Below are 24,467 nucleotides of genomic sequence, written 5' to 3'. Positions count from 1 at the left end.
GGCAGAAATGGTGGGTCAAGAGCGATTTGGAGCATAAGGGCGGGGAGTTGTTTCTGGTGTAGTGAGTCGGTGCAGTTGGAGCGACACTTTTTTGTCGCATTTAAAAAGTTTTCTGATAGCACAGTGCCATTTCACGCAGATTTCTTCGCAAATGCCTTGGTTCGGAAGGTGTTTTTGGCCCTTTTGAAACGTGTCGACGGTGGTCGGCAGCTGTAGTGCGGAGGAAGGAATCATGGCTACGTTGATTGGTGTCGTCAGTCAGGTTGTCGGCGAGGTCTTTGCAGTAGCGGGCGATGGATCGCGCCGACCGTTGATAGAAGGCGATCGGGTGTATGCCGGCGAGCAGTTGCAGACTGGCGCAGCCGGGGCGATCGCGATTGCCCTGAGCGGCGGAGGCGAACTCACCCTGGGGCGCGACAGCACACTGGCGCTCGATCAGCAGATGCTTGCAGGCAACCAGGACAACTCCGCTGCCAATGCGCAAGAGACCGCGTCTGATGCCCCCAGCGATGCCGACCTGACCGATGTCGAGCAATTGCAGGCAGCCATCGAGGCGGGTGTGGACCCAACCCAGGCGGGTGAAGCCACGGCTGCCGGCCCGGGTGCTGGCGGTGCGGGTGGTGCCGGCGGCGTGGGTGGTGGTCATTCCTTCGTATTGCTGGGCGAAACCGCTGGGGCGCTGGACCCGGTGATCGGTTTCCCTACCGCTGGCTTGAATGCCGGCCCGGAATTCCCGGAGGCGGAAATTTTCGCCATTGCGGATTTCAGCCCTGAACTCGACATCGTTTTCTTTGATGACAATGGAAATGTCGTCACCGGCCCCGGTGTGGTCGATGAAGAAGCCCTCAACGGCGGGCCCGATGGCGGCGGCCAGCCGGGCACCAATCCGGGAAGCAATGCCGAAACCACCTCAGGCGCGCTGATCATCAACTCGCCTGATGGTATCGGTCGCATCGAGGTGCTCGGCAACAATGGTGTCTGGGTCAACGTCACTGGCGGCGGTGTGGTACAGGGTGCCTACGGCGTCCTCACCTTCGACGCGGCGGGCAATTGGACCTATACGCTTACCGACAACACCCTGGATCACACTGACCCCAATGCCACCGGTGCAGACGATCAGTTGTTCGATAACTTCAGCGTACGGGTGTTCGACCTCGACAACGATGTATCGCCAACTGTACCGCTGACCATCGCGATCAACGACGATGGGCCGACCGCAGCGCTTTCCCTCTCGGAAGAAGGCGGTTCGGTCGTGGTGGACGAGAGCGCTGGTCTGCAACCCGATAGCGATGATGTCGAGGGCCCACTCGACGTTTTTGCGGGCGTCACCAATGTGTCGACTGACATGCTGGGTTATGCCGTCGGCAAAGGTCCGGTCGTGATTGCCAACTTCGAAACAGGTGCCGATGAAGCCGGCGCCACGGTGGTTTACAGCCTGGAGCTGAACACCGACGAGGGTGAAGGTGAAGGCGAGGGACAGTTCGGTTTCCTGGCCTTGAACACGCTGACTACCACGGATGGCGATCCGGTTTCGCTAACGCTGGAGAACGGTCTCATTGTCGGTCGCGGCAGTGACGGACAGGCCGTGTTCGCGATCTCCATTGATGCGGCCACGGGCGTCATCAGCGTGGTGCAGTACGAGTCCCTGCGTCACCCGGATACCGGTAGCGATGATGAGTCGATCGACCTGGCGGGGCTGGTCAAGGCTGTGCTGACGGTCACCGATGGTGATGGCGACAAGGCGGTGAGCAGTGTCGATATCGGCCAGATGATTCGTTTCGAGGATGACGGCCCCACCGCCAGCATTTCGCTGAATGAAGGCGCGCGTGTGGTGCATGATGAAACTGCCGGCTTGCAGAACGGCACAGACACACCGACGCCACCGCGCGATGCCAATGACAACGACACGGCCGACCCAGCTGTCGCCAATCTGTTCGCAGGCGTTGCAGATGTCGGCAGTGACCTCTCACCCGCCGGCTACGCCCGGAGTAATGGGTCGCTGGTCAATATCTCCGGCAGCAGTGCCGGACAGGACAATGAAGGTGCAAGCACCGTCCTCAGCCTGGAAATCGTAGGCGGTGACGGCGCCGATTCAGGTCTGCAGACCACCGGCGGTAACGGCATCGTTCTTTCTATCGAAAACGGATTGGTGGTCGGCCGTATCGTGGGTGGTCCGGAGGCGGGCAACGCCGCTTTCGCCATCGCTATTGGCGCCGATGGGTCGATCAGCGTGGCGCAGTATGTGTCCTTGTATCACCCGGATACTGGCAGCCCGGACGATGCCGTCGACCTTGGCGGCAAGGTTCGGGCGGTGGTCACGGTGACTGATGGTGACGGCGATATTGCTGTGGACAAGGTCGGCATCGGCGGCTCGATCCGTTTCGAGGATGACGGTCCCACCGCCAGTATTTCGCTGAACGAAGGCGTACGTGTCGTTCATGACGAAAGTGCCGGGTTGCAGAATGGTTCGGCGACTCCTGTCCCTGGCAGCGATGCCAATGACGACGACACCGACAGCGCAGATGTTGCCGGCTTGTTCGTTGGCGTCAGTGACGTGGCTGGCGACCTGTCTCCAGCCGGGTACGCCCAGAGTGGCAGTCCGCTGGTCAGTGTGACTGGTAGTGATGCCGGGCAGGACCAGGAGGGTGCGAGCACCGTACTGAGCCTGGAAGTAGTCGGCGGCAACGGCGCGGACTCCGGTCTGAAAACCACCGAGGGCAACAGCATTGCGCTCTTTGTCGAGAATGGTCTGGTCGTCGGTCGTATCGTCGGAGGGCCGGAGGCGGGCAATGCTGCTTTTGCCATCGCCATCGGTGCCGACGGTACGGTCAGCGTGGCCCAGTACGTTTCTCTGCAACATGGCAACACCAGTAGCTATGACGAAGCCGTGAGCCTGGCTGGCAAGATCCAGGCGGTGGTTACGGTTATCGATGGCGATGGTGATGTGGCGGTGGACAAGGTGGGTATCGGTGGCGCCATTCGCTTTGAGGATGACGGCCCCACTGCCAGCATTCAGCTGATCGAAGGGGTACGTGTCGTTCATGACGAAAGTGCAGGTCTGCAGAATGGTTCTGCAACGCCGACACCCGGCAGCGATGCCAATGACAATGACACCAGCAATCCGAGCGTCGTTGCGTTGTTCGCCAGCGTATCTGGCGCGGGTAGCGATCTATCACCGGCCGGTTATGCCCAGAGCAATGGTGCAGTCGTAAGCGTGGCCGGCAGTGATGCCGGGCAGGACCAGGAAGGCGCAACCACCGAATTGAGTCTGGAAGTGGTGGGTGGTGACGGGGTTGATTCGGGACTGCAGACCACCGATGGGCACAGCATTGTGCTGACGCTTGAAAATGGCCTGGTGGTCGGGCGCATTGCCGATGGTAGCGATACCGGTAAAGCGGCCTTCGCGGTTGCCATCGGTGCCGATGGCACCCTCAGCATTGCTCAATATGTATCCCTGCAGCACCCCGATCCGAACAGTCACGATGAGGCGCTGAGCCTGGCTGGCAAGATCCGTGCGGTTGTCACCGTTACCGACGGCGATGGTGATGTGGCCGTCGACAAGGTTGGCGTCGGCAATGCCATCCGCTTCGAGGACGATGGCCCCTCCGCGGGCAGCAGCGATGCAGGCACATTGGATGACGAAGGCCTGTCGGGCGGCATCAATGGTGGCCCTGATGATGCGCCCGGCAACAACACCAGTGTCACTGGCACCCTCAACTTCAATGCCGGCGTCGATGGTGTGAAATCCATCGTTCTCAGTGGCCCGAGCACATTGGGCTCGGAGGCTGTGACGTCGACCTGGGACAGTGCCAGCAACACGCTGACCATCAGCAGCGGGCGCGGTTCGCTGGTCACCGTGGTGGTGACCGATCTGGCTACCGGTGCCTACAAGATCAGCCTGTTGCAGCCATTGATGCATCCGATTGTCGATACCGAGGACGATATCCTCCTCAATGTCGGCTACACCGTGACCGACGGGGATGGCGACTCCGCCCAGGGCTCTCTGGTCGTGACCGTCGACGACGACACGCCGACCATCCAGGCCGGCAATCTGTCCCCGGATTCGTTCGTGACCTTCCATGGCACCGATGCCAGCTATGCCAACACTTACGGTTACTACGTCAAGGGTGAAGACGGCACACCGCAGAGTGGCAAGGTGATCTGGGCCAATGTGCATAACCAGGTTGCTGGCGATACGGCCGATCTGGGCGGACTGGACCCGGCACACACCGGCTTCTTCATCATTCCCAATGGTGGTGCCAACGCTGGTTTGGGCAATGGTGCCGAACTGACCTTCCAACTGGTTGGCGGCAAGTGGACGGCCTTCCTCGGCGGCACTCCGCTGACGGGTGAGGGTGGCGCAAACGTGCTGTTCAGCGATGCGGCACTGAACCCGGGTGGTTCACATCTGCAGGACAATGCCGGCATCGGCAATCAGAACTGGGAGGATGTCACGACCGGTTCCGACTACGACTACAACGACCTCAGCACCAGTGTCACCTGGGGTACAGGCCTGCAGCTGCAGGTCGATGAGAGCGATTTCAGCATTGATGCCGCTGCCAGCTTCAGTGGCGTGTTCAACGTACAGCCTGGTGCAGATGGCCTGCAGAGCCTGACCTATAGCCTCAGCGTGCAGAATGCCGATAGCGGCTTGGTGGATACCGTCACCAATCAGGCTGTGTTGCTCAGCGTCGTTGGTGGCGTGATCCAGGGGCGTACCGCTGGCAGTGACGAGCTGGTGTTCACCGTCAGCGTGGATGCGACTGGCAAGGTTACCCTCGACCAGTCGCGCTCCATCGTCCACCCAACCTCTGACCCGGACGAGGCCAAGTTCCTCGGCCTCGGTCACATCAAGCTCAATGCCACGGTCGTCGACAACGATGGTGACAGGGCCAGTGCCAGTGTTGACCTTGGTGCCGTGATCAGCTTCCGCGACGATGCACCGAGCGCTGGCAGCAACGCGTTGGTGAAACTGGACGACGATGTATTGCCTGGCGGCAACCCCGGCGGCACTGGCGACGACGACAATGCGGTCAATCTCACCGGTACCCTCGGCCACAGCTTCGGCAATGACGGTGCCGGCAATATCCAGCTGCTCGCCACCGGCACACCGCCTTCGGGCTTCAGCTACGTGAAGGACGGTGACGACCTGCTGGTCAAACAGGGCTCAACCGATGTGCTGCGCGTAACGCTGAATACGGCAACCGGGGTTTATACCGTCACTCAGCTGGCCGCTATCCAGCACGCTAGCGGTGGCAATGAAAACAACGCCGACTTCACCCTCAACTACCAGGTCACCGACAAGGACGGCGACACTGCCAATGGCACCCTGCAGATCAGCGTCAATGACGATACACCGACTGCCAGCCAGGTAATCGCGCCAGCGATTCTGGATGACGAAGGCCTGTCCGGCGGGATCAACGGCGGCCCTGCCGATACCAATGGCGCCGCTATCAGCACCAGCGGTTCGCTGACCTACAGTGCGGGTGCCGATGGCTTGCAGAGCATCGTCCTCAGCGGCCCGAGCGTGTTGGGTAGCGAAGCCGTTACCTCGACCTGGAACGCAGCAACCAACACCCTGACCATCAGCAATGCCATCCGTGGCGACTTGATGACGGTGGTGCTGACCAATCCCGCGACCGGCGCATATACCGTCAATCTGCTGAAGCCGCTGATGCACCCCGAGAGTGGCACCGAGGATGACATCACCCTGAACGTCGACTACACCGTGACCGACAAGGACGGTGACAGCGCCAACGGCTCGCTGGTGGTGACCATCGATGACGACACGCCGACCATCCAGGCCGGCAATATCGACACCGGCTCCTATGTCACCTTCCACGGTACCGACGCGGGCTACTCCAACACCTACGGCTATTACGAGAAAGGGCCGGATGGCTCGCCTGTCGGCGGCAAGGTGATCTGGGCCAACGTGCATAACCAGGGCACTGGTGATAGTGCGGACCTGAACGGGCTGGACCCCAACAGCGTCGGCTTCTTCATCATTCCCAACGGTGGTGCCAATGCCGGTCTGACCAATGGGGCCGAGCTGACCTTCCAACTGGTCGGTGGCAAGTGGACGGCCTTCCTCGGGGCCAACCCGCTGACCGGTGCCGATGGCGCCAATGTACTGTTCAGCGATGCGGCTCTCAATCCTGGCGGCTCGCACCTGCAGGACACCGGCGTCGCCGGTAACCAGAACTGGGAAGACAAGACCGATACCTCCGACTACGACTACAACGATGTCAGCACCAGCATCACCTGGGGTTCGTCGCTGCAGGTTGACGAATCGAACTTCGCCATCGACGCCACGGCCAATTTCAGTGGTGTGTTCAACGTTCAGCCCGGTGCCGATGGCTTGAAAAGCATGGCCTACGACCTGACCGTGCAGAACGCCAACAGCGGGCTGGTGGATACCGCCACCAACCAGGCGGTGATCCTCAGCGTCAATGGCGCCGGAGTGGTGGAAGGGCGTACTGCGGTGAGCAACCAGCTGGTGTTCACCCTGTCGGTGAATGCAGGTGGCACCGTAACCCTCGACCAGATCCGTTCCATCGTGCATCCCACTGGTGATCCGGACGAGGCCAAGTTCCTCGGCTCCGGTCATGTCGGCCTGCGTGCCACCGTGACCGATAGCGATGGCGACAAGGCCAGCGCCAGCATCGATATCGGCAAGGTCATCAGCTTCAAGGACGACGGCCCCAGCGCCACGCCGAACCAGGTGGTGCAACTGGACGATGATGCGTTGGCCAAAGGCATCCCCGGTGGTGATGGTGATGACGATAACGCCGCCTTTGTCAGCGGCACGCTCAATCACGCCTATGGCAATGATGGCGCCGGTTCTATCCAGTGGACCTATACCGGCGCACCGCAGGGCTTCACCTACGTGCAGTCCGGTAGCGACCTGCTGATCAAGCAGGGCGCCACCACGGTCCTGACCGTCACCCTGAACAGCGCCAACGGCGCCTACGAGGTGAAACAGAACGCGCCGATCAAGCATGCCAATGGCGATGATGAAAATAACCAGGCTTTTACCCTGACCTACCAGGTCACCGACAAGGATGGCGACAAGGCCAATGGCACCCTGGAGATCAACGTCGACGACGACACCCCGGTGGCGCAGCACGACGTGGCCAGTGTCAGCGAGAGCGTGGCACCGAATATCAACATGGTGTTCGTGCTCGATTTCAGCGGCAGCATCAGCGACAGCGAGCTGGATCAGATGCTGTCCGCGGTAAAAGCCGCAGGCCAAGCGCTTTTCCAGGGTAATCCAGGTGATGTGCAACTGCAGATCGTGGCGTTCTCCGGCCAAGCGCAATCCTATGCCCCGGTCACCAGCTTCGCGGCATTCGAGAACCTGCTGGACTCGCTGAATCCGGAGGAGGGCGGTCATCGCCCCTACGACGGCAACACCGACTTCACGGCGGCGATCGAGAAGACCATGGATGCTTTCTCCCCCTTGCCGGGCTGGAGCAACCAGGTGGTGTTCATCAGCGATGGCAACCCCAATGAGCAGACCCAGGCCAACAATGCGCTGGCCAATCAGACGGCGGCCGACTGGCAGCAGTTCATCAACGACAACGGCCTCAACGTCACCACCATTGGCGTTGGTAACGGTATCGACAACGACAACCTGCAGGATGTCGATCTGGACGGCAGTGGCTCGCCTATTCGGGTCGGCGATTTCGACGACCTGGTGGATACCCTGCTCAGCCAGGTCAGCACCGGCCAGGTCTCCGGCAATGTGCTGCATGGCAGCGACGGTATCGCCGGCAATAGCGACGATGATGGTTTCGGTGCCGATGGCAAGGGCGGCATCCGTTCCCTGTCGATCGACGGCGATACCTATACCTGGGATGGCAGCAATGCCACCGCGAGCCTCACCATCACCACCGACCTGGGCGGCAAGCTGATCTTCAACTTCGCGACCGGCGCCTGGAGCTACACGGCGCCGGGCGGGCTGACTGGCAACAAGGTGGAGCAGATCGACTACACCATCGTCGATGCTGACGGCGATCCCTCCAGTGCGACGCTGACCATCAACATCGCTGCGCTCAACGAAGCGCCCATCGCGATCAACGACACCTTCAGCACCAGCGAAGACACCTCGGTCACCATCACCAGTGCCGGTCTGTTCGGGGCCGATGGCACCGGGCCGCTGAACGACAGCGACGGCGATTCCGGCAGCTTCACCAGCATCAAGGTGACCCAGCTGGCCACCGACGGTGTGCTCAAGCTCAACGGCGTCAACGTGACCCTGAACCAGGAGGTCAGCAAGGCCGATATCGACGCCGGCAAGCTGGTGTTCGTACCGGATGGCAATGAAAACGGCGCGCCGTACGCGACCTTCAAGTACCAGGTCAGTGACGGCAGTAGCTACAGCAACATCGCCACCGTGACCATCAATGTTACGCCGGCCAACGATGCGCCAGTGGCGGTCAACGATACCTTCACTACCAGCGAAGACAATGCCGTAACCATTACCTACAATGGCCTGTTTGGTGCCGATGGCACAGGTTCTAACAACGACTATGACGTCGACTCGAGCAGCTTTACCGGCATCAGGGTGACCCAGCTGGCCACCGATGGTGTGCTCAAACTCAACGGCGTGGATGTGAGTCTGAACCAGGAGATCAGCATTGCGGATATCAATGCTGGCAAGCTGACCTTCGTGCCTGACAGCAATGAGAACGGCGCACCCTACGCAACCTTCCAGTACCAGGTGAGCGACGGTAGCCTCTACAGCAATATCGCGACCGTCACCATCAACGTGTCGGCCGTCAACGATGCGCCGCTGCTCGACCTGGACGGCAATGACAGCGCCGGCGTGGTGGGTACGGGTTACCAGACCACCTTCACCGAAGGTTCGTCGGCGGTGGCCATCGCCGACATCGACACCTTGGTCACCGACATCGACAACAGCACCATCGCCTCGGCCAAGATCGTGCTCACCAACGCCCAGGCCGGTGATGTGCTGACTGCCAGCGGCTTGCTTGGCGGCATCAGCGGTGTGGTGGATACCAGCGTGGCTGGCAAGATCACCGTGACTCTTACTGGCGTGGCTAGCAAGGCGGAGTACGAAACGGCAATCGAGGCGATCCGCTTCGGCAACACCAGCAGCACGCCGAGTACCACGCCCCGTACGGTCACCGTGGTGGTCAACGACGGCACCACGAACTCCAATGTCGCGAGCACCAAGATCAACGTGGTTGCGGTGGACAACGGGCCGGATGCCAAGAACGATGTGGCGACCGTGGTCGAAGGTCATGGCCAGGACTTCAACGTGGTCTTCGTCCTCGACTTCAGCGGCAGTATCGACAACACCGAGCTGAACCAGATGCTCGCTGCGGTTCGGCAGGCCGGTGCCGCGTTGTTCGATGGCACCTCGGGCCATGTGCAGCTACAGGTCGTGGCGTTCTCCTCGACGGCCAAGGCCTACGCACCGGTCACTAGTGTCGAGGCGTTCAGCTCGCTGATTTCCAGCCTGAATCCAACGGAGGGCGGCACTCGCCCATTCGATGGCAATACCGACTTTACCGATGCCATCAAGGAAACCATGGCGTCTTACCAGCCGATCACCGGCTGGAGTAATCAGGTGGTGTTCATCAGTGACGGCAACCCCAACGAGCAGACCGGCAATAACGGCAACTCCCTGGCCAACTCCACAGCAACAGCGTGGAATACCTTCGTCAATGGCAACGACATCAACGTCACCACCGTGGGCATCGGTAACGGCATCAACAATGTCCGCTTGCAGGATGTTGATCTCGATGGGCAGGGTTCGCCACTCAACGTGGCAGGCTTCGGTCAGCTGGTGGATGCGCTACTCGGCCAGGTCGTTGGTGGCGATGTGTCCGGCAACGTGCTGTGGGGCAGTGACGGCATCGCCGGCACCGCTGACGACGACAGCTTCGGGGTGGACGGCGCCGGCTATATCAAGTCGTTCACCATCGGCTCCGTCACCTACACCTGGAACGGTACTTCGACCATCACGCCGAGCACGGGTCCTGCCATCTCCGGCAGTGTGCTGACCGCTATCGAGACGCCACAACATGGCAAGCTGACCTTCAACTTCGCAACCGGAGCCTGGAGTTATGTCGCGCCTGACGGGATCACCAGCAATGTGACCGAGCAGTTCGGCTACAGCCTGGTGGATGCCGACGGTACCAGCGATTCGGCGACCCTGACGGTCAACGTGATCGATGCCAACAGCCCGCCGGCAGGCGCCGATGCGACGCTGAGCCTGCTGGAGGACACCAGCCATGTGCTTGGCGCGAGCAGCTTCGGCTTCTCCGATGCCGAGGGCAACACCCTGGCAGCGGTGAAGATCACGACCTTGCCTACCGCTGGCCAGCTCACCCTGAACGGCAGTGCGATCGGTGCGGGCACTCTGGTGTCGGTGGCGGATATCAATGCGGGCAAGCTCATCTTCACCCCGGCGGCCAATGCCAATGGCTACGCCACGTTCACCTTCCAGGTACAGGACAGTGGCGGAACGGCGAACGGTGGGGTTGACCTCGACCCGAATCCGAACACCATCACCTTCAATGTCACACCGGTGAACGATGCACCGGTGTTGAGTGGGATGGGCGGTACGCTGAACTACACCGAGAACGCGAGTGCGAAAGTCATCGATAGCAGTGTGACGCTGAGCGATATCGACTCGGCCAACTTCAACGGTGGCTCACTGGTGGTGGCATTCACTGCAAACGGCACGGTTGCTGATCAGCTGTCGATCATCAATCAGGGAACTGGCAGTGGGCAGCTCAATGTGAGCGGTAGCAACCTGCGCCTGGGGAGTACCACCATCGGTACCCTCTCAGGTGGTGCCAATGGTGCGGCGCTGACGGTCAGTTTCACCAGTAACCTGGCGACGCTTGCGGTAGTCCAGACACTGATCCAGCAGATCGCCTACGCCAACACCTCTGACAATCCGTCCACTGCGGATCGCACTGTGAGTTTCACCGTCAAGGATGGCGACGGTACTTCCAATGGCGGCGCCGACAGTGCATCTGCCGTCGCCTACGTACACGTCAATGCCGTCAATGATGCGCCGACAACCAATGCCGACAACGTGGTGGCTTACAGTGCGGCGTCGGTTGTAGTGCCTGATTGGGCCTTGCTGTGGAATGACCGCGATGCCGAGGGCAATGACTTCGCAGTGAACACCGCTGGAAGTGCCAGTAGCGGCTCGATTACACGCGGTACGGACACTACAACCTTCACTGACTCGGGGTTGATAAGGGGGGGGGCGTTCACCTACACCACCAAGGATGAGCTGGGTGCGGTCAGTACATCGGCAACCGTGAACGTCGATCGCGACAACAGTGGTGTGATCGGCAACTCAAGTGCCAGCTATGACCAGATCATCATCGACAACAGTACCGGAGTTAATGCGGGCAACACCCTGTCGGGAGGCAGCGGTAATGATGTGCTTATCGGCGGTGCTGGCAACGATACCCTCAACGGGGGCAATGGTGACGACCTGCTGGTTGGCGGTGCGGGTAATGACACCCTCAACGGTGGTGCGGGTATAGATACCGCCAGCTATGTGGATGCTACATCCGGCGTCACAGTAAGCCTGGCCATCAGTGGCGCTCAGAATACCCTGGGTGCAGGTAACGATACCCTGACAGGCATCGAGAACCTGATTGGCTCGCGCTTCGACGATGTGCTGATTGGGAACAGTGGCAGCAATACGCTGAGCGGAAATGGAGGCAACGATACCCTGACTGGTGGAGGCGGTGCAGATACCTTCAAGTGGCTGGCCGGCGAAACGGGTACCAGCCATATCACCGACTTCACCAAGGGTGTGGACGCGCTGGACCTGTCCCAACTGCTTTCCGGTGAGCACAGTAATGTGGGCAGCCTGAGCCAGTACCTGACCTTCAGCTTCGGCACCAGCACCACCATCACGGTGGATGCCAATGGTGCTACTGGTGGATCGGCCGGGCCAACCATCGTGCTCGATGGCATCAACCTGCAGGCGTCTTACGGAGCGATGGATGCGGGCGGTGTCATCACCGGCATGCTGGGCGATGGCAGCTTGAAAGTAGACGTCTAAGCTCTTCAACTAAGGCGGCCCGCCACCTTCCCGGTGGCGGGCTTTTTTGTGCGACATGATTCGGGAGTGATTCATGGTCTATGTGCAGCGCGATGAGAAGGGAAGGGTTCTGCGGGTAGAGAAAGAGCCCTTCGACAGCATGACCCACAGCATGCCGGCCGCCGATCCCGAGGTGCAGAGCTGGCTGGCCAGTCGTTCGCTCCATGAGCACCTGATGTCGCTGCAGCACTCCGATCTGGAGCTGGTGCGGGTCATCGAAGACCTGGTCGGGGTGCTGGTTGATCGCGGCGTGATGCGCTACACCGACCTGCCCGATGCTGCGCGCAACAAGCTCCAGCAACGTGCGCAGGCGCGTGTACAGGTCGAGGGTCTGGGTGGGCTGGTCAAGGACGAGAGCAAGCTGCCGTACTGAGCGCGTCGACAGGCGCGCGTACGCTGCCGTGCTGCAGCCCACCTGCAGGACGGCAGGCGTTAGCTCTGCCAGGGTGATGGCGCGCCGATCAGGCGACCCATGGCGCCGTGAATGCCCAGCTCGTTGAGCACGCTCAACTCCCCCTCGGTCTCTACCATCTCGGCAATCAGCGGCAGGTCGATGCTGTTGGCAGCACGGAAGATGGCCTCGATGAATACACGCTTGTCGCTCTCGCTGTCGATGGCGCGGATGTAGCTGCCATCGATCTTCAGGTAGGCCAGGCCCAGGCGCGTCAGGTTGCCGATCAGGCTGAAACGCCCGCCGAAGTGCTGCAGGCCGAGTTGATAGCCGGCCTCGCGAACCGCCTGGCTAAGGCTTTCCAGTTCACTCGGTGGTGGCAGGTAGCGTTCGTCCAGCTCCAGGATCATCAGACTGCCCTGTTGCGGGTGCTCACGCAGGATGCCAAGCATCTTCGCCAGGCTGGCCGGTTCGCGCAGGGTCGCGGCGGATAGGCTCAGCGCCAGTGGATGCGGGTGTTCGGCCAGGTGCGCCAGGCTGTGTTCGAGCATCGCCAGGTCCAGGCGCGAGGCCCAGCCCAGGCGTTCGATCCAGGGCAGGAAGCGCCCAGCGGCGATTGCGTCGCCCTGTGGGTCGAGCAGGCGCGCGAGCACCTTGCGGTGCAGGATGTGCTGAACATCCGCGCATTGCGCCACCGGCTGAAAGTACAGCTGCAGCTTGCTCTGGCTGAGCGCCGCATCGATCCATTGGCGCCAGTCGTGCAGGCCCTGGCCGGGGAGGGCATTGAAGTCGTCCAGACGTTCCCACGACTTGCCGGGTGTGCTCTGCGCCTGCGCCAGGGCCTGATCGGCACGGCTGATTACCGCACCCGCGTGTTCGCCCGGTCTGAAGGCGGCGATGCCCAGGTGGGCGACCGGTGTGCAATCGCTGGCGCCGGTCTGACGCAGGCTTTCCAGGCCCTCGATGAGCTCGCTGGCAAGGCGGTCGGCGTCCTCGCCAACCAGGCCTGGTGCGAGCAGGGTGAATTCGCCGCCGCGGCTGCGCGAGGCGGTCCAGTCCGGCGTGCCACGCTGTTCCAGCAGGCGCTGCAGCAGTTCGCCGATGCCGAGGATCAGGGTGTCGGTGCGCTGGCTGCCCAGACGCTGGTTGAGCCCGCCGAGGTCGTTGACCCGCAGGAAGATCAGGTAGCCGGCAGTGTGCTGTTCGCTCACTGTCAGCTGGTTGGCCAGTTTGATGTCGAACAGGCGCCGGTTGCCGAGGCCGGTGAGGCTGTCCTGGTAGGCCTCCTCGCGCAGTTTTTCGCTGCGGGCCGCTTCCTCGGCGAACAACGCCTTGAGCTTCTCGACCATCTGATTCATGGCCGTGACCACGCGGCGCAGTTCCGGTGTGCGCGGTACGCGGGGCAGGGTGAGGAATTCGCGCCGGGTGATGGCCTGGGCCTGCTGCACCATCTTGTCCAGGGGTTGCAGCTGCGTGCGCAGCAGCCAGCCGCCAAGCACCGCGCTGACCAGGCCGCAGAGCAACAGCCAGAGCAGGCTGCCGATGGCGCCGTCCCAGAGCTTGGCCAGGGCGAACTGGGGATGGCTGAGCACTTCAACGCGAGCGGCCTGGTCCCAGCCGCGCATGATCAGTGCATCACCACCTTGCGGCTCGAGGTTGACCAGCCTGACGAACCAGGCCGGCACATTGTCGGCCGCCGCGCTGGTGTTGCGTTCGACGATGATCTTTTCATCGGGGATGCGCACCACGCGGATGGTGGCGAAATAGCCGCTGTCGAAGATCGAGCTGACCATCAACTCGAGCATCGCCGGATCGTCGACGTGCGGCGTCATCGACAGGCCCAGCGCGGTGGCGGCGTCCTGGGCATGGGAGCGCAACTGGCTGAGCATCTGCTCGCGCGAGGTTTCCATGCCGGCGATGAAGCTGCCGGTGAAGGCCACGACCAGGAACAGGCAGATGGCCAGGAACAGCTGTTTCAAAAGAGACATAGCGTTCTCCTCAACCCTCGTCGATGGCAAAGCCTTCGGCGCGCATCTTCTTCATCAATTCCTGCCAGCGTGAGAGCTTCTTGGCATCGCTCTTCTTGCTCACCGAGCCCGGCAGGTACAGGCCTTCGGCGTTGAATGAGTAAACCGGCAGCAGGTCCTTGCGCTCGGCGGCGGGGCGGATCTCGCCGATCAGGTTGTCCAGCACCAGCGGCGGTGCACCCGGCTCGGCGTAATAGGTCAGCACCATGTGCGCCTGGTTGTAGCGCAGTGCCTTGACGTAGGTGATGCGCAGCTTCTCGCTGGGAATGCCCAGCCGGCGCAGGGTGAAGTACTTGGCGACCGAGTAGTCCTCGCAGTCGCCCGCGCCCTTGAGCAGCGCCTCGATCGGCGTCGCCCAGTAGTCCTCCTGCTGCCAGTTCTGCTGGTCGGCGGAGAAGCGCAGTTGACGGTTGAAGAAGCGGTTCACGGTGACCAGCTTGTCGCGTTCGGCGAGTGTGTCGCTGCTGTCGATCAGCTCGCGCCAGGCCTCGATGCGACCTTTGCCGAGGCCGAGGTTGCCGTAGCGCTTTTCCGCGTTCTGCAGGATCTGGTCGAAGTCCCAGTTGGCCTGGGCGGCGCCCAGCACGATCAGTGAAAACAACAGCAAGCCGGCCACGTGCCGGGTTGCCGGCAGGCGCGCTGACCATCCGTGAGTGCACTGCCGTCGCTGCATGGCGAGATCTTCGTGGGAAGTGCGCAAAGTCTAGGCGGCGTCTGTCCGGGCTGCCGGATTTCCAGGCGTTCTGGTGAGGTATTTTTTCAGCGCGGCGGGAGGGTTTTCTGACGCAGGATATAGAGGCTCACCAGCACCGCACTGGTCAACATGAAACCACGCGCCCAGGGCATCGGTACCAGGTAGCAGGACACGCCGATGCTCAGCCACATGCTGACGATCGCGTAGACCTTGCCCTTGAGCGGAATGCCGTTGCCTTCGAGGTAATCGCGGATCCACGGGCCGAGGCGCGGGTGGTCCACCAGCCAGTGGTAGAAGCGTTCGGAGCTGCGCACGAAGCAGGCGGCGGCGAGCAGAAGAAAGGGCGTGGTGGGCAGCACTGGGACGAAAATACCGATCACCCCGAGCGCCACGCTGAGCCAGCCGACTGCGAGCAGCAGGTAGCGCACGCTGCGATGGCGGCTGCGGCGAATGTCACGGTGCGCCATCAGTACTTGGCCTCGCTGCTCGGCGCGGTGCCCTTCGGCGCAGCGCCGCTGTGCAAGCGACAGCCTGCAGTACGCGGTTCACGTGGTGCGAGCGAGCGCTGCGAGGCTGCTTTCGACGCGGTGCGGGCGAGTGCGAGCACGTCTCGACAGGGTGTTAGTGGTGGCGCGGCTTGAGCAGTGCCGGCTTCTCTTCCGGCGCCTGGCAGAGCAGGAACAGTGCGGTGAGGATTTCGGGGATCTGGTCGATCATGGTGTCGACGAGATCGCGGTCGCGGGCGATTTCAGTGAACTCCGGCTGTTCGTCGAACAGACCCGAGCCGACCATGATCGGCAGCAGCAGCTCGCTGACTTCGTCTTCGGCGTCTACGAACCAGATTTCTTCGCGCAGGAACACGCCTTCCATGAAGCCGATGCACCAGCCGCGCAGGTCGGAGTCGTCCGGATCTTCACCGAGGTCGACGTCGCAGGGGAATTCCGGCTCGTCGTCGCTGGCCAGCTGACGACCGATGTGGGCCTTGAGCTGGATCAGGGTGGCTTCGATCTCCTCGCGCTCGGCGTCACTGCGGTAGTGCGGCGGCTCGGCGAACAGGGCGTCGATCCACTCGCGCTCGGGAACCTGCTCGGGGCAGATGGCCAGGGCGGTCAGGTAGCCGTGGGCGGCGACGTAGTCCAGGGCCTCCTCGTGCAGTTCATCGGCATCGAGGAAAGCTTGCAGGCGGGACAGTTGCTCGGCAAAGGACATTGCGGACTACCTTGAGGAAAGATCAGAGCGGATTCTAGCCCCCTGCGCCGGCAAAAGCACGGCCCGCGCTGTGTGGCGGCCGTTTGCCGCGGTGCTTTGCGCAGGGCGACAGGCGTTGGACTTATTCGGACCGGTGCTCGCGTATACTGCGCCGCTGCAAACGGAGACCCGCATGCTCGACCAGGCTCAACGCATCCTCAAAGACGTTTTTGGCTACGACGCCTTCCGCGGCAACCAGGCCGCGATCATCGAGCGCGTGGCGTCGGGGGACGATGCGCTGGTGCTGATGCCCACCGGCGGCGGCAAGTCGCTGTGCTTCCAGGTACCGGGCCTGCTGCGTGACGGTCTGACCGTGGTGGTGTCGCCGCTGATCGCGCTGATGGACGACCAGGTCGCCACGCTCGACGAACTCGGCGTGGCCGCGGTGGCGCTGAACTCCACGCTGGATGCCGAGGCGCAGCGCAGCATCGCCGAGCGCATTCGTCGCGGTGAGATCAAGTTCCTCTACGTGGCGCCCGAGCGCCTGGTGCAGCCGCGCATGCTGGATTTCCTGCAGCGCGTGCAGGTCGGCCTGTTCGCCATCGACGAGGCGCACTGCGTCTCGCAATGGGGCCACGATTTCCGCCCCGAATACCTGCAGCTGGGCCAGCTGGCCGAGCTGTTCCCCCAAGTGCCGCGTATCGCCCTGACCGCCACGGCGGACATGCGCACCCGCGAGGAGATCGTCCAGCGCCTGCACCTGCAGAATGCCGAGCGTTTCCTCTCCAGCTTCGACCGGCCGAACATCTTCTACCGCATCGTGCCCAAGGATCAGCCGCGCAAGCAGTTGCTGGCGTTCCTCGCCCAGCGCAAGGGCGATGCCGGCATCGTCTATTGCCTGTCGCGCAAGAAGGTCGAGGAGGTCGCCGGCTTCCTCAGCGAGCAGGGCTTCCCGGCGCTGCCGTACCACGCCGGCCTGCCCAGCGAGCTGCGGGCCTATAACCAGAAACGCTTCCTCAACGAGGAAGGTCTGATCATGGTCGCGACCATCGCCTTCGGCATGGGCATCGACAAGCCCAACGTGCGCTTCGTCGCCCACCTCGACCTGCCCAAATCGCTGGAAGCCTATTACCAGGAAACCGGCCGCGCCGGTCGTGATGGCCTACCGGCCGATGCCTGGATGGCGTATGGCTTGCAGGACATGATTTTCCTCAAGCAGATGCTGGCCAGTTCCGAGGGCGACGAGCGCCACAAGCGCGTCGAGCAGCACAAGCTCGATGCCATGCTCGCCCTGTGCGAGGAAACCCGCTGCCGACGCCAGGCGCTGCTGGCCTATTTCGACGAAGACCTGCCCAACCCGTGCGGCCACTGCGACAACTGCGTCGACGGCGTGCAGACCTGGGACGCCACCGAGCCGGCGCGACAGGGCTTGTCGGCAATCTACCGCAGCGGCCAGCGCTATGGCGTCGGTCATCTGGTCGATGTGCTGCTCGGCCGCGAGAACGACAAGATTCGTGCTTCCGGGCACCAGCACCTGGCGGTGTTCGGCATGGGCAAGGCACTCAGCGAAGGCGACTGGCGCACGCTGTTCCGCCAGCTGGTGGCGCGTGGCCTGGCCGATGTCGACCTCGACGGCTACGGCGGCCTGCGCCTGTCCGACAGTTGCCGGCCGCTGTTGCGTGGCGAGGTCAGCCTGGAGCTGCGCCGCGACCTGAAACCGCAGCAGGCGATCAAGGCCTCCGGCAGCAGCGCCAGCCAACTGGTGCGTCAGGACGAGCGCGAGCAGTGGGAAGCCCTGCGCACGCTGCGGCGCAAGCTGGCCGAAGAGCACAGCGTACCGCCCTACGTGATCTTCCCGGACGCCACGTTGCTGGAAATGCTGCGCAGCAAGCCGGCCTCGATGAGCGACATGGCCCAGGTCAGCGGCGTTGGCGCGCGCAAGCTGGAGCGTTATGGCGAGGCGTTTCTCGAGGTGCTCAACGGTGCGCGCAGCGAAGCGGCAGTGGTCGACCTGCGCCACGAGCTGGTCAGCCTGGCCCGTGCCGGGATGACGCCGCTGCAGATCGCCGCACAGCTCAAATGCACCGAGAAGAACGTCTACAGCCTGCTGGCCGAAGCCATCGGCCGCCAACACCTGAGCCTGGAGCAGGCACTGGATTTGCCCGAGGATCTGCTCGGCGAGATTCAGGATGCCTTCCTCGACGGCGAAGGCGAACTGCCGCCCGTATCGGCCATCGCCGAGGCTTTCGTTGGCCGGGTCGACGATGGCGTGCTGCATTGCGTGCGAGCCGCGCTACAGGCCGAGTTCGAGGTCTGACCCGCACCTGCGCGAGCGGCACGGCAAGGCCGCATTTTTGGCGCGTATGGCGTGCTGGCGCGTGACGCGCGGGTGCTAGCATCGCCGCTCCCCAGCTAAGGAGCGGTCGCCTCATGGAGTCACTGATTCAGGCCAACGGTCAGCCGCACTACGGCATCTTTCCCGCCGCGCCGCGGCAGGTGAACTACCGCGACTTCGACTTTCGCTCGCCCATGGGGCGACGCCTTGGTGCGCTGGCCAAGTGGCGGCGCTTTCATCAGTTCCAGTATTTCGGCCTGGTCAGCGATGAGCTGATCGGCGGCTGCGCGCTGGCCAACCTGAGCCTGCTGAGTGTCGGCTTCGTTTACCTGTTCCACCCGGCGAGCGGACGCATGATCGAGCGCCAGGTGCGCATGCCGCTGGGTTTCGGCAGCCGTTTTTGCCAGGAGCCGGACGAGGGCGTCTGCGAGCTGCGCAGCGGCGGCAACCTGCTGCGCCTGGAGAACCACCGCGCGACGCGCGATAAGCATCTGCTGGTGGAACTGGATGACGGCACGCGGATCGATGCGCAGTTCTCCGAGCAGCAACCGGCCTTTCAGCCCATGCACATCTGCACGCCCACGGCGGTCAATGGCTGGGTCTACGCGCAGAAGGTCGCCGGCGTGCGCTGCCAGGGTTCGGTGCGCAGCGCGCTGGGCGATTTCGACCTGGGGGAGATCGGTGCCTTCGCCCACCACGACTGGTCGGCGGGCTACATGCGCCCGGAGACGCACTGGAACTGGGCGTGCCTGTCTGGCGAAGTGGCGGGGCTGCGCGTCGGCCTGAACCTGTCCTGCGGGGTCAACGAAACCAGTTTCAGCGAGAACTGCTACTGGCTCGATGGCGAACTGCTGCCGGTCGGCGGCGTGCAGTTCCAGTTCGACCGCGACCTGCCGCTGCAGCCCTGGCAGATCCACTCTGGCGACGGCCAGGTCGAGCTGAGTTTCCGTGGCCACGGCCTGCACCGCGAGCACCTCAACCTCGTCGTGCTGGCCAGCAACTTCAAGCAGGTGTTCGGTTGTTTCCAGGGCACCTTGCGGCCGCCGGGCCGAGCGCCGGTGGGGATCGACAATCTCTGGGGCTTCGTCGAGGACCAGTACGTCAAATGGTAACGGCGGGGTTGGCGGATGCAGGGGTACGGGTTATGGTTAGGTGACTAATAATTAGGTTTTTCTGCTGTTTGCCCGAGAGTGGGGAAGGCAAGCCGCAGCGAAAAGCCAAGCAAACGGTCATACGTACCCATGCAAATGTTCGCGCAACACAGTTTTGGCATGCAGCTGGCCCAGTTGTCCCGCGCCTGGCGCGCCGAGCTGGATCGCCGCCTCTCTGGCCTGGGGCTGTCCCAGGCACGCTGGCTGGTGCTGCTGCACCTGGCCCTGCTGGAAGAAGCACCCACGCAGCGCGAGCTGGCGAAAACCGTGGGTGTCGAGGGCCCGACCCTGGCACGCCTGCTCGACGGACTGGAAGCCCAGGGCCTGGTACAGCGCCAGGCCGTACCGGAAGATCGCCGGGCCAAGAAGGTTGTCCTCAGCCCCCAGGCGCGACCGCTGATCGAGCAGATCGAGAGCATCGCCCAGGGCTTGCGCAGGGAACTGTTCGAAGGCATCAGCGATGCCGACATCCAGCGGTGCCAGCAGGTGCATGCGCAGATTCTCTGCAATCTCGAGAAAGATTGACCTAGTGGATTGACCCATAACGGTTTTCCGACGCCTCCCTCCGTCGTTTATTTAGTGAGAGCTGGTTGGCATTTTTCTGACGCTCTCATATGCTGGCTATATGCCTTTGCCTTTTTTGCCTGTCGTACCCGATACGGCTGCAGAAAGGACGAGCGAAACGATACCGGGTCGACAGGGAAAGCCCTCCCGAGATGCATCACGCGTCGTTCTCATGCCAGGGATACTCGCTGTCGCGAGACTGCTGACTACTCACGCGTACCGGACATTCCGGGGGAGGGCCAATGGCTCGTTTTCGTCATATTCTGCTGACGCTGGCCTCAGGGTCCGCGCTGTATTCCGGCATGGCGCCGGCGCTGGGCCTGGGCGACATCAGCCTGCACTCTGCACTCAACCAACCACTGGAAGCCGATATCGAGCTGATCCAGGCCAGTGACCTGACGGCGGACGAGATCCGTGTGCGGCTGGCCTCCAGCGAGGACTTCGAGCGTTCCGGGGTCGACCGCTTCATGTTTCTCAACGATCTGCGCTTCTCGCCGATCATGCGCAACGGCAAGCAGCTGATTCGTGTGGTGTCGAGCAAGCCGGTGCGTGAGCCTTATCTGAATTTCATCGTTGAGCTGAGCCGCCCGGGTGGCAATCTGCTGCGCGAGTACACGTTGCTCATCGATCCGCCGGGCTCGGCCGCGTACACCGCCGTGGCGGCGTCCAACGAGCAGTTGCAGGCGCCCGTGCGCCAGAGTGCACCTGCGGCCCAGCCCGCGCAGCCGCGTCCGATGCCGAGCGCCAGCAGCGGTCAGCGTTATCAGGTGCGCAGCGGCGACAGCCTGTGGACCATTGCCGGGCGCCTGCAGGCAGCCGGCAGCACGGCATCGCGTGATGCGCTGATGGCCGATATTCATGCCCTCAACCCGCAGGCATTCAGCGGCGGTGATCGCAATCGCCTGCAAGCCAATGCCGACCTGCTGCTGCCGGACAGCGCCGTTGCCGGCGGCGGTACGGTACAGGCAGCGGTTGCCGCCGAGCAGAGTGTCTCTGCGCCCGCCGCGCCCGCACCGCAGGAAACGCCGGGAACCCAGCAACTGCAGGCGACCCAGCGCGAGCTGGATCTGCAGGTGGCCAGCCAGGGCGCCGAGAACCAGCAACTGCAGACCCTGATCGGCGATCTGCAGGCGCAGTTGCTGCAACTGCAAACGCAGATGGCGGAGAAGGACGAGCAACTGGCAGCCATCAGCGCCCAGCTCGAACAGCAGCGCCAGGCTGCCGTGCCGGTGGAGCCGCTGATCAATGAGGCGCCGCCGGCCAGCGCGCCTGCCGCGGTCGTGCCCGCAGAAGAAGCCCAGGCAGTGGCGACGCCGTCGGCAACTGCCAGCGACGCTGCTCCGCCGACCGCTGGATCCTCGTTCGGCAACTGGTCGCTGTGGTTGGGTGGGCTGGCGCTGCTGCTGGGTCTGCTGGCCGGGTTCTTCCTGCGCGGTCGGCGCCAGGTTGTCGTGGCACCTGCCGAGCCAGTACACCAGCCCGTGACCGCGGTCGTGGCGCAACCGCCGGCCGTCGCTGCCGTACAACCCGAGCCCGTGGCGCCGGTTGTCGCCAGTGCATCGGCCCCGCTGATGCCGCGCACGCCGACGTTCAGCTCGGACGCCCTGGAAGGCGCCAACATCTATATCGCCTACGGCCGCTTCGGCGAGGCGCGCAATGCCTTGCGCAAGGCCATCGAGCACGAGCCGGCTCGCCTGGATCTGCGCCTGCGTCTGCTCGAGGTGCTGGGCGAGCTGGGGGATGCCACGGGATTCGCCGACGAGGAGCAGCGTGCCCGCGAGCTGGGTGCCAATCCGGTGCAGATTGAGCAGATCCGCGCGCGCTACAGCCACGTGCAGCCGGTAGCCGAGCCCGTCGAGCCGCTGGCCGATGCGGTGTTGCAACTCGACGAACCTGCCGCGCCAGCCAGTGAAGTGGTGGCGGACGATTTCCAGCTCAACCTCGACGACCTGTCGCTGGATGCCGACTGGGACCTGGTCAGCCCGTTCAAGCAGGATGTTCCGCCGGTACGCGGCAAGGTCATCACGCCGCCGGCATTCGACCCGGCGTTCCGCTCCAACCTGCGCGAGCTGCCGGAGGTCGAGGAGCTGGCACATCACGAGTCCAGCCCGTTCGGCGAGGAGCTGCTCAACGAGGAGTTCGTCGACGCCTTCGCCGAGCAACCGCTCAAGGCCGACCTGGAACACCTGGCGGGTAACCGTGAGCACCTGGTGACGCTGAACATGGCGTTGGCCTACATCGACCAGGGCGACATCGGCAGTGCCTGCGACATCCTCAACGAGCTGATCAGCGAGGGTGACGAGCACGAGAAGGCCCGTGCGCGGGAGTTGCTCGCGCAGATCGCCTGACCGCTGCACCACGACGAACGCCGCGGCCGATGCCGCGGCGTTTTCGTTTGTGCGGCGCTATCATCCGCAGCGCGCGACACAGAGGAGACGCCCAGCATGTCCGACAAACCCGAAGTGGTGATCAGCTATTGCACGCAGTGCCAGTGGCTGCTGCGCGCTGCCTGGCTGGCCCAGGAGCTGCTCAGTACGTTCAGCGACGAGCTGGGCAAGGTCAGCCTCGAGCCGGCCAGCGGCGGGCTGTTCCGCATCACCTGTGACGGTGTGCAGGTGTGGGAGCGCAAGGCCGATGGCGGTTTTCCCGAAGCCAAGGTGCTCAAGCAGCGCGTGCGCGACCTGATCGACCCGGCGCGCGATCTCGGCCACAACGACCGCTGAGCTGCGCACCCGGTGCCCGCCTGAGCGGGCGCGGCTACGGCGTCAACTGAGGTCGTCGACGCTCGGGCTGTGTTTGCTCAGGCGTGCGGAAATCACCGTCGCCAGAAGGATCAGCGCGCCGCCGACGAGCATGCGCAGGCCCGGCTGTTCATTGAATATCCACCAGGCGAAGGCGATCCCGTAGACCGGCTCCAGGGCGAACACCACCGAGGCGCTGCGTGCATTGAGCACGCGCAGGCTGGCGACGAACAGGCTGTGTGCCAGCGCCGTGCAGAGCAGGCCGAGCAGGCCGATCCACAGCCAGTCCAAGGCGCGTACATCCGGCAGCAGGCTCCAGGCGAAGGGCAGGCTGCACAGCAGGATGCTGACGTTCTGCCACAGTGCCGCCTGCGCCGGGTTCAGGCCGCGCGTGGTGGCGCGGTTGGACACCGACACCAGGGCGAACAGCAGGCCGGAGAGAATCGCCCAGCCGAGGCCGACGGTCGCTTCGCTGCCGAAGTCGAAATGCGGGGTAACCAGGATCAGCCCGAGGCAGACCAGAGCGATTACCGCGAATTCGCTGCGACGAATCTTCTCCTTGAACAGCAGCCCTTCGAGCAGCACGGTGAAGGCCGGGAAGCTGGCGAAGCCGAGGGTCGCCACCGCTACGCCGGCGACCTTCACCGCGATGAAGAAGCTCCACCAGTGGCCACCGAGCAGCAGGCCGGCACCTGCCAGGGCCAGCAGGCGCATGCGGCTGGGGCGCTGGTCGTTGTCCCCGGTGCGGGAAAACACGCCGAGGGCGGCCACGGCGAACAGCGCGCGGCCGAAGACGATCACGATCGGTGCGGCCAGCGCCAGCTTGCCGAAGATCCCGGAAAGGCCGAAGAGGACGGCGCCCAGGTGCAGGGCGAAGAGTGCCGAACGCCGGTTCATGCCAGGCGTGCGCCGTTGGGCAGCGGGTGGTCGAAGCTGGCCAGGACCACCCGGTTGTCGCTGTCGTAGACGCCGGTGACCAGCACCTCGGAGCGCACGCCGGCCACGTGCTTGGGGGCGAAGTTGCAGACGCAGAGCACCTGGCGGCCGAGCAGCTGTTCAGCTGTGTAGTGGGCGGTGAGCTGGGCGCTGGAGGTTTTCACCCCGAGTTCGCCGAGATCGACTTCGAGGACGTAGGCCGGCTTGTTCGCCTTCTCGTTGAGGCGGGCGCTGAGCAGGGTGCCGACGCGCAATTCGACGCGCTCGAAGTCCTGCCATTCGATGGTGTGCATAGTGAGCTCCTGAGTACCGAGCGAGTCTAGGCAGGCCACCCTCG

13 protein-coding genes are annotated in these 24,467 nt (G+C 63.3%); 7 read left to right on the top strand and 6 right to left on the bottom strand.

Features of this window, described 5'->3' with window-relative positions; all coding sequences use genetic code 11:
• Positions 1-232: 232 nt before the first annotated feature.
• Together IB229_RS16980 and IB229_RS16975 are read left to right on the top strand one after the other, a co-directional pair.
• On the top strand, positions 233-12,064 hold the full coding sequence (locus tag IB229_RS16980; protein ID WP_192331084.1) for a retention module-containing protein: 11,832 nt from the start codon (positions 233-235) through the stop codon (positions 12,062-12,064).
• Positions 12,065-12,137: 73 nt separating this feature from the next.
• Entirely contained in the window at positions 12,138-12,476 is a 339-nt protein-coding gene (locus IB229_RS16975) for a tryptophan synthase subunit beta (RefSeq protein WP_192331083.1), read from the top strand.
• A 59-nt stretch (positions 12,477-12,535) separates the two neighbouring features.
• Here the strand turns inward: IB229_RS16975 and lapD are convergent, their stop codons facing one another.
• From lapD to IB229_RS16955, 4 genes are all read right to left on the bottom strand, one after another.
• On the bottom strand, positions 12,536-14,482 hold the full coding sequence (gene lapD / locus IB229_RS16970) for a cyclic di-GMP receptor LapD (protein WP_192331082.1): 1,947 nt from the start codon (positions 14,480-14,482) through the stop codon (positions 12,536-12,538).
• A gap of 10 nt (positions 14,483-14,492) precedes the next feature.
• The gene (gene lapG, locus IB229_RS16965; RefSeq protein WP_192331081.1) at positions 14,493-15,194 is read right to left on the bottom strand and encodes a cysteine protease LapG; all 702 of its coding nucleotides are present in this window, start codon (positions 15,192-15,194) and stop codon (positions 14,493-14,495) included.
• A gap of 86 nt (positions 15,195-15,280) precedes the next feature.
• The gene (locus tag IB229_RS16960) at positions 15,281-15,682 is read right to left on the bottom strand and encodes a YbaN family protein (RefSeq protein WP_192331080.1); all 402 of its coding nucleotides are present in this window, start codon (positions 15,680-15,682) and stop codon (positions 15,281-15,283) included.
• Between the two features lie 154 nt (positions 15,683-15,836).
• A complete protein-coding gene (locus tag IB229_RS16955; protein WP_192331079.1) occupies positions 15,837-16,424 on the bottom strand; it encodes a YecA family protein in 588 nt (195 codons plus the stop codon).
• Positions 16,425-16,596: 172 nt separating this feature from the next.
• Between IB229_RS16955 and recQ the strand changes: the two genes are divergently transcribed.
• The 5 genes from recQ to IB229_RS16930 all read left to right on the top strand — a co-directional run bounded on the left by recQ (position 16,597) and on the right by IB229_RS16930 (position 23,176).
• A complete protein-coding gene (recQ, locus tag IB229_RS16950) occupies positions 16,597-18,720 on the top strand; it encodes a DNA helicase RecQ (protein ID WP_192331078.1) in 2,124 nt (707 codons plus the stop codon).
• A gap of 113 nt (positions 18,721-18,833) precedes the next feature.
• Positions 18,834-19,850 carry a DUF2804 domain-containing protein gene (locus tag IB229_RS16945; protein WP_192331077.1) on the top strand — a complete coding sequence of 339 codons (1,017 nt, stop codon included), beginning with the start codon at positions 18,834-18,836 and terminating at the stop codon, positions 19,848-19,850.
• Positions 19,851-19,979: 129 nt separating this feature from the next.
• Positions 19,980-20,414 (top strand): transcriptional regulator SlyA, encoded by a 435-nt coding sequence (gene slyA, locus IB229_RS16940; protein ID WP_192331076.1) that lies wholly within the window; start codon positions 19,980-19,982, stop codon positions 20,412-20,414.
• 281 nt (positions 20,415-20,695) lie between these two features.
• On the top strand, positions 20,696-22,801 hold the full coding sequence (locus IB229_RS16935) for a FimV/HubP family polar landmark protein (protein ID WP_225579163.1): 2,106 nt from the start codon (positions 20,696-20,698) through the stop codon (positions 22,799-22,801).
• A 96-nt stretch (positions 22,802-22,897) separates the two neighbouring features.
• Positions 22,898-23,176 (top strand): SelT/SelW/SelH family protein, encoded by a 279-nt coding sequence (locus IB229_RS16930; protein WP_192331075.1) that lies wholly within the window; start codon positions 22,898-22,900, stop codon positions 23,174-23,176.
• Positions 23,177-23,218: 42 nt separating this feature from the next.
• On the opposite strand, the gene IB229_RS16925 is transcribed toward IB229_RS16930, so the two are convergent.
• Together IB229_RS16925 and IB229_RS16920 are read right to left on the bottom strand one after the other, a co-directional pair.
• Positions 23,219-24,091 carry a DMT family transporter gene (locus IB229_RS16925; protein WP_192331074.1) on the bottom strand — a complete coding sequence of 291 codons (873 nt, stop codon included), beginning with the start codon at positions 24,089-24,091 and terminating at the stop codon, positions 23,219-23,221.
• Positions 24,088-24,423, bottom strand: coding sequence for a tRNA-binding protein (locus tag IB229_RS16920; RefSeq protein ID WP_192331073.1), 336 nt, complete (start codon positions 24,421-24,423; stop codon positions 24,088-24,090). The genes IB229_RS16925 and IB229_RS16920 overlap by 4 nt, the downstream gene beginning before the upstream one ends.
• Positions 24,424-24,467: the final 44 nt, after the last annotated feature.

The organism is Pseudomonas sp. PDM14 (assembly GCF_014851905.1).
Classification (GTDB): Bacteria; Pseudomonadota; Gammaproteobacteria; order Pseudomonadales; family Pseudomonadaceae; genus Aquipseudomonas.
Note: the sequence above shows the minus strand (reverse complement) of the source record. Positions and strands in the feature narration are given on the sequence as shown.

Excerpts from the sequence above, each read along its gene's own strand:
- IB229_RS16980 (WP_192331084.1), top strand. The coding sequence starts at position 233 with ATGGCTACGTTGATTGGTGTCGTCAGTCAGGTTGTCGGCGAGGTCTTT.
- IB229_RS16975 (WP_192331083.1), top strand. The coding sequence starts at position 12,138 with ATGGTCTATGTGCAGCGCGATGAGAAGGGAAGGGTTCTGCGGGTAGAG.
- lapD (WP_192331082.1), bottom strand. The coding sequence starts at position 14,482 with ATGTCTCTTTTGAAACAGCTGTTCCTGGCCATCTGCCTGTTCCTGGTC.
- lapG (WP_192331081.1), bottom strand. The coding sequence starts at position 15,194 with ATGCAGCGACGGCAGTGCACTCACGGATGGTCAGCGCGCCTGCCGGCA.
- IB229_RS16960 (WP_192331080.1), bottom strand. The coding sequence starts at position 15,682 with ATGGCGCACCGTGACATTCGCCGCAGCCGCCATCGCAGCGTGCGCTAC.
- IB229_RS16955 (WP_192331079.1), bottom strand. The coding sequence starts at position 16,424 with ATGTCCTTTGCCGAGCAACTGTCCCGCCTGCAAGCTTTCCTCGATGCC.
- recQ (WP_192331078.1), top strand. The coding sequence starts at position 16,597 with ATGCTCGACCAGGCTCAACGCATCCTCAAAGACGTTTTTGGCTACGAC.
- IB229_RS16945 (WP_192331077.1), top strand. The coding sequence starts at position 18,834 with ATGGAGTCACTGATTCAGGCCAACGGTCAGCCGCACTACGGCATCTTT.
- slyA (WP_192331076.1), top strand. The coding sequence starts at position 19,980 with ATGCAAATGTTCGCGCAACACAGTTTTGGCATGCAGCTGGCCCAGTTG.
- IB229_RS16935 (WP_225579163.1), top strand. The coding sequence starts at position 20,696 with ATGGCTCGTTTTCGTCATATTCTGCTGACGCTGGCCTCAGGGTCCGCG.
- IB229_RS16930 (WP_192331075.1), top strand. The coding sequence starts at position 22,898 with ATGTCCGACAAACCCGAAGTGGTGATCAGCTATTGCACGCAGTGCCAG.
- IB229_RS16925 (WP_192331074.1), bottom strand. The coding sequence starts at position 24,091 with ATGAACCGGCGTTCGGCACTCTTCGCCCTGCACCTGGGCGCCGTCCTC.
- IB229_RS16920 (WP_192331073.1), bottom strand. The coding sequence starts at position 24,423 with ATGCACACCATCGAATGGCAGGACTTCGAGCGCGTCGAATTGCGCGTC.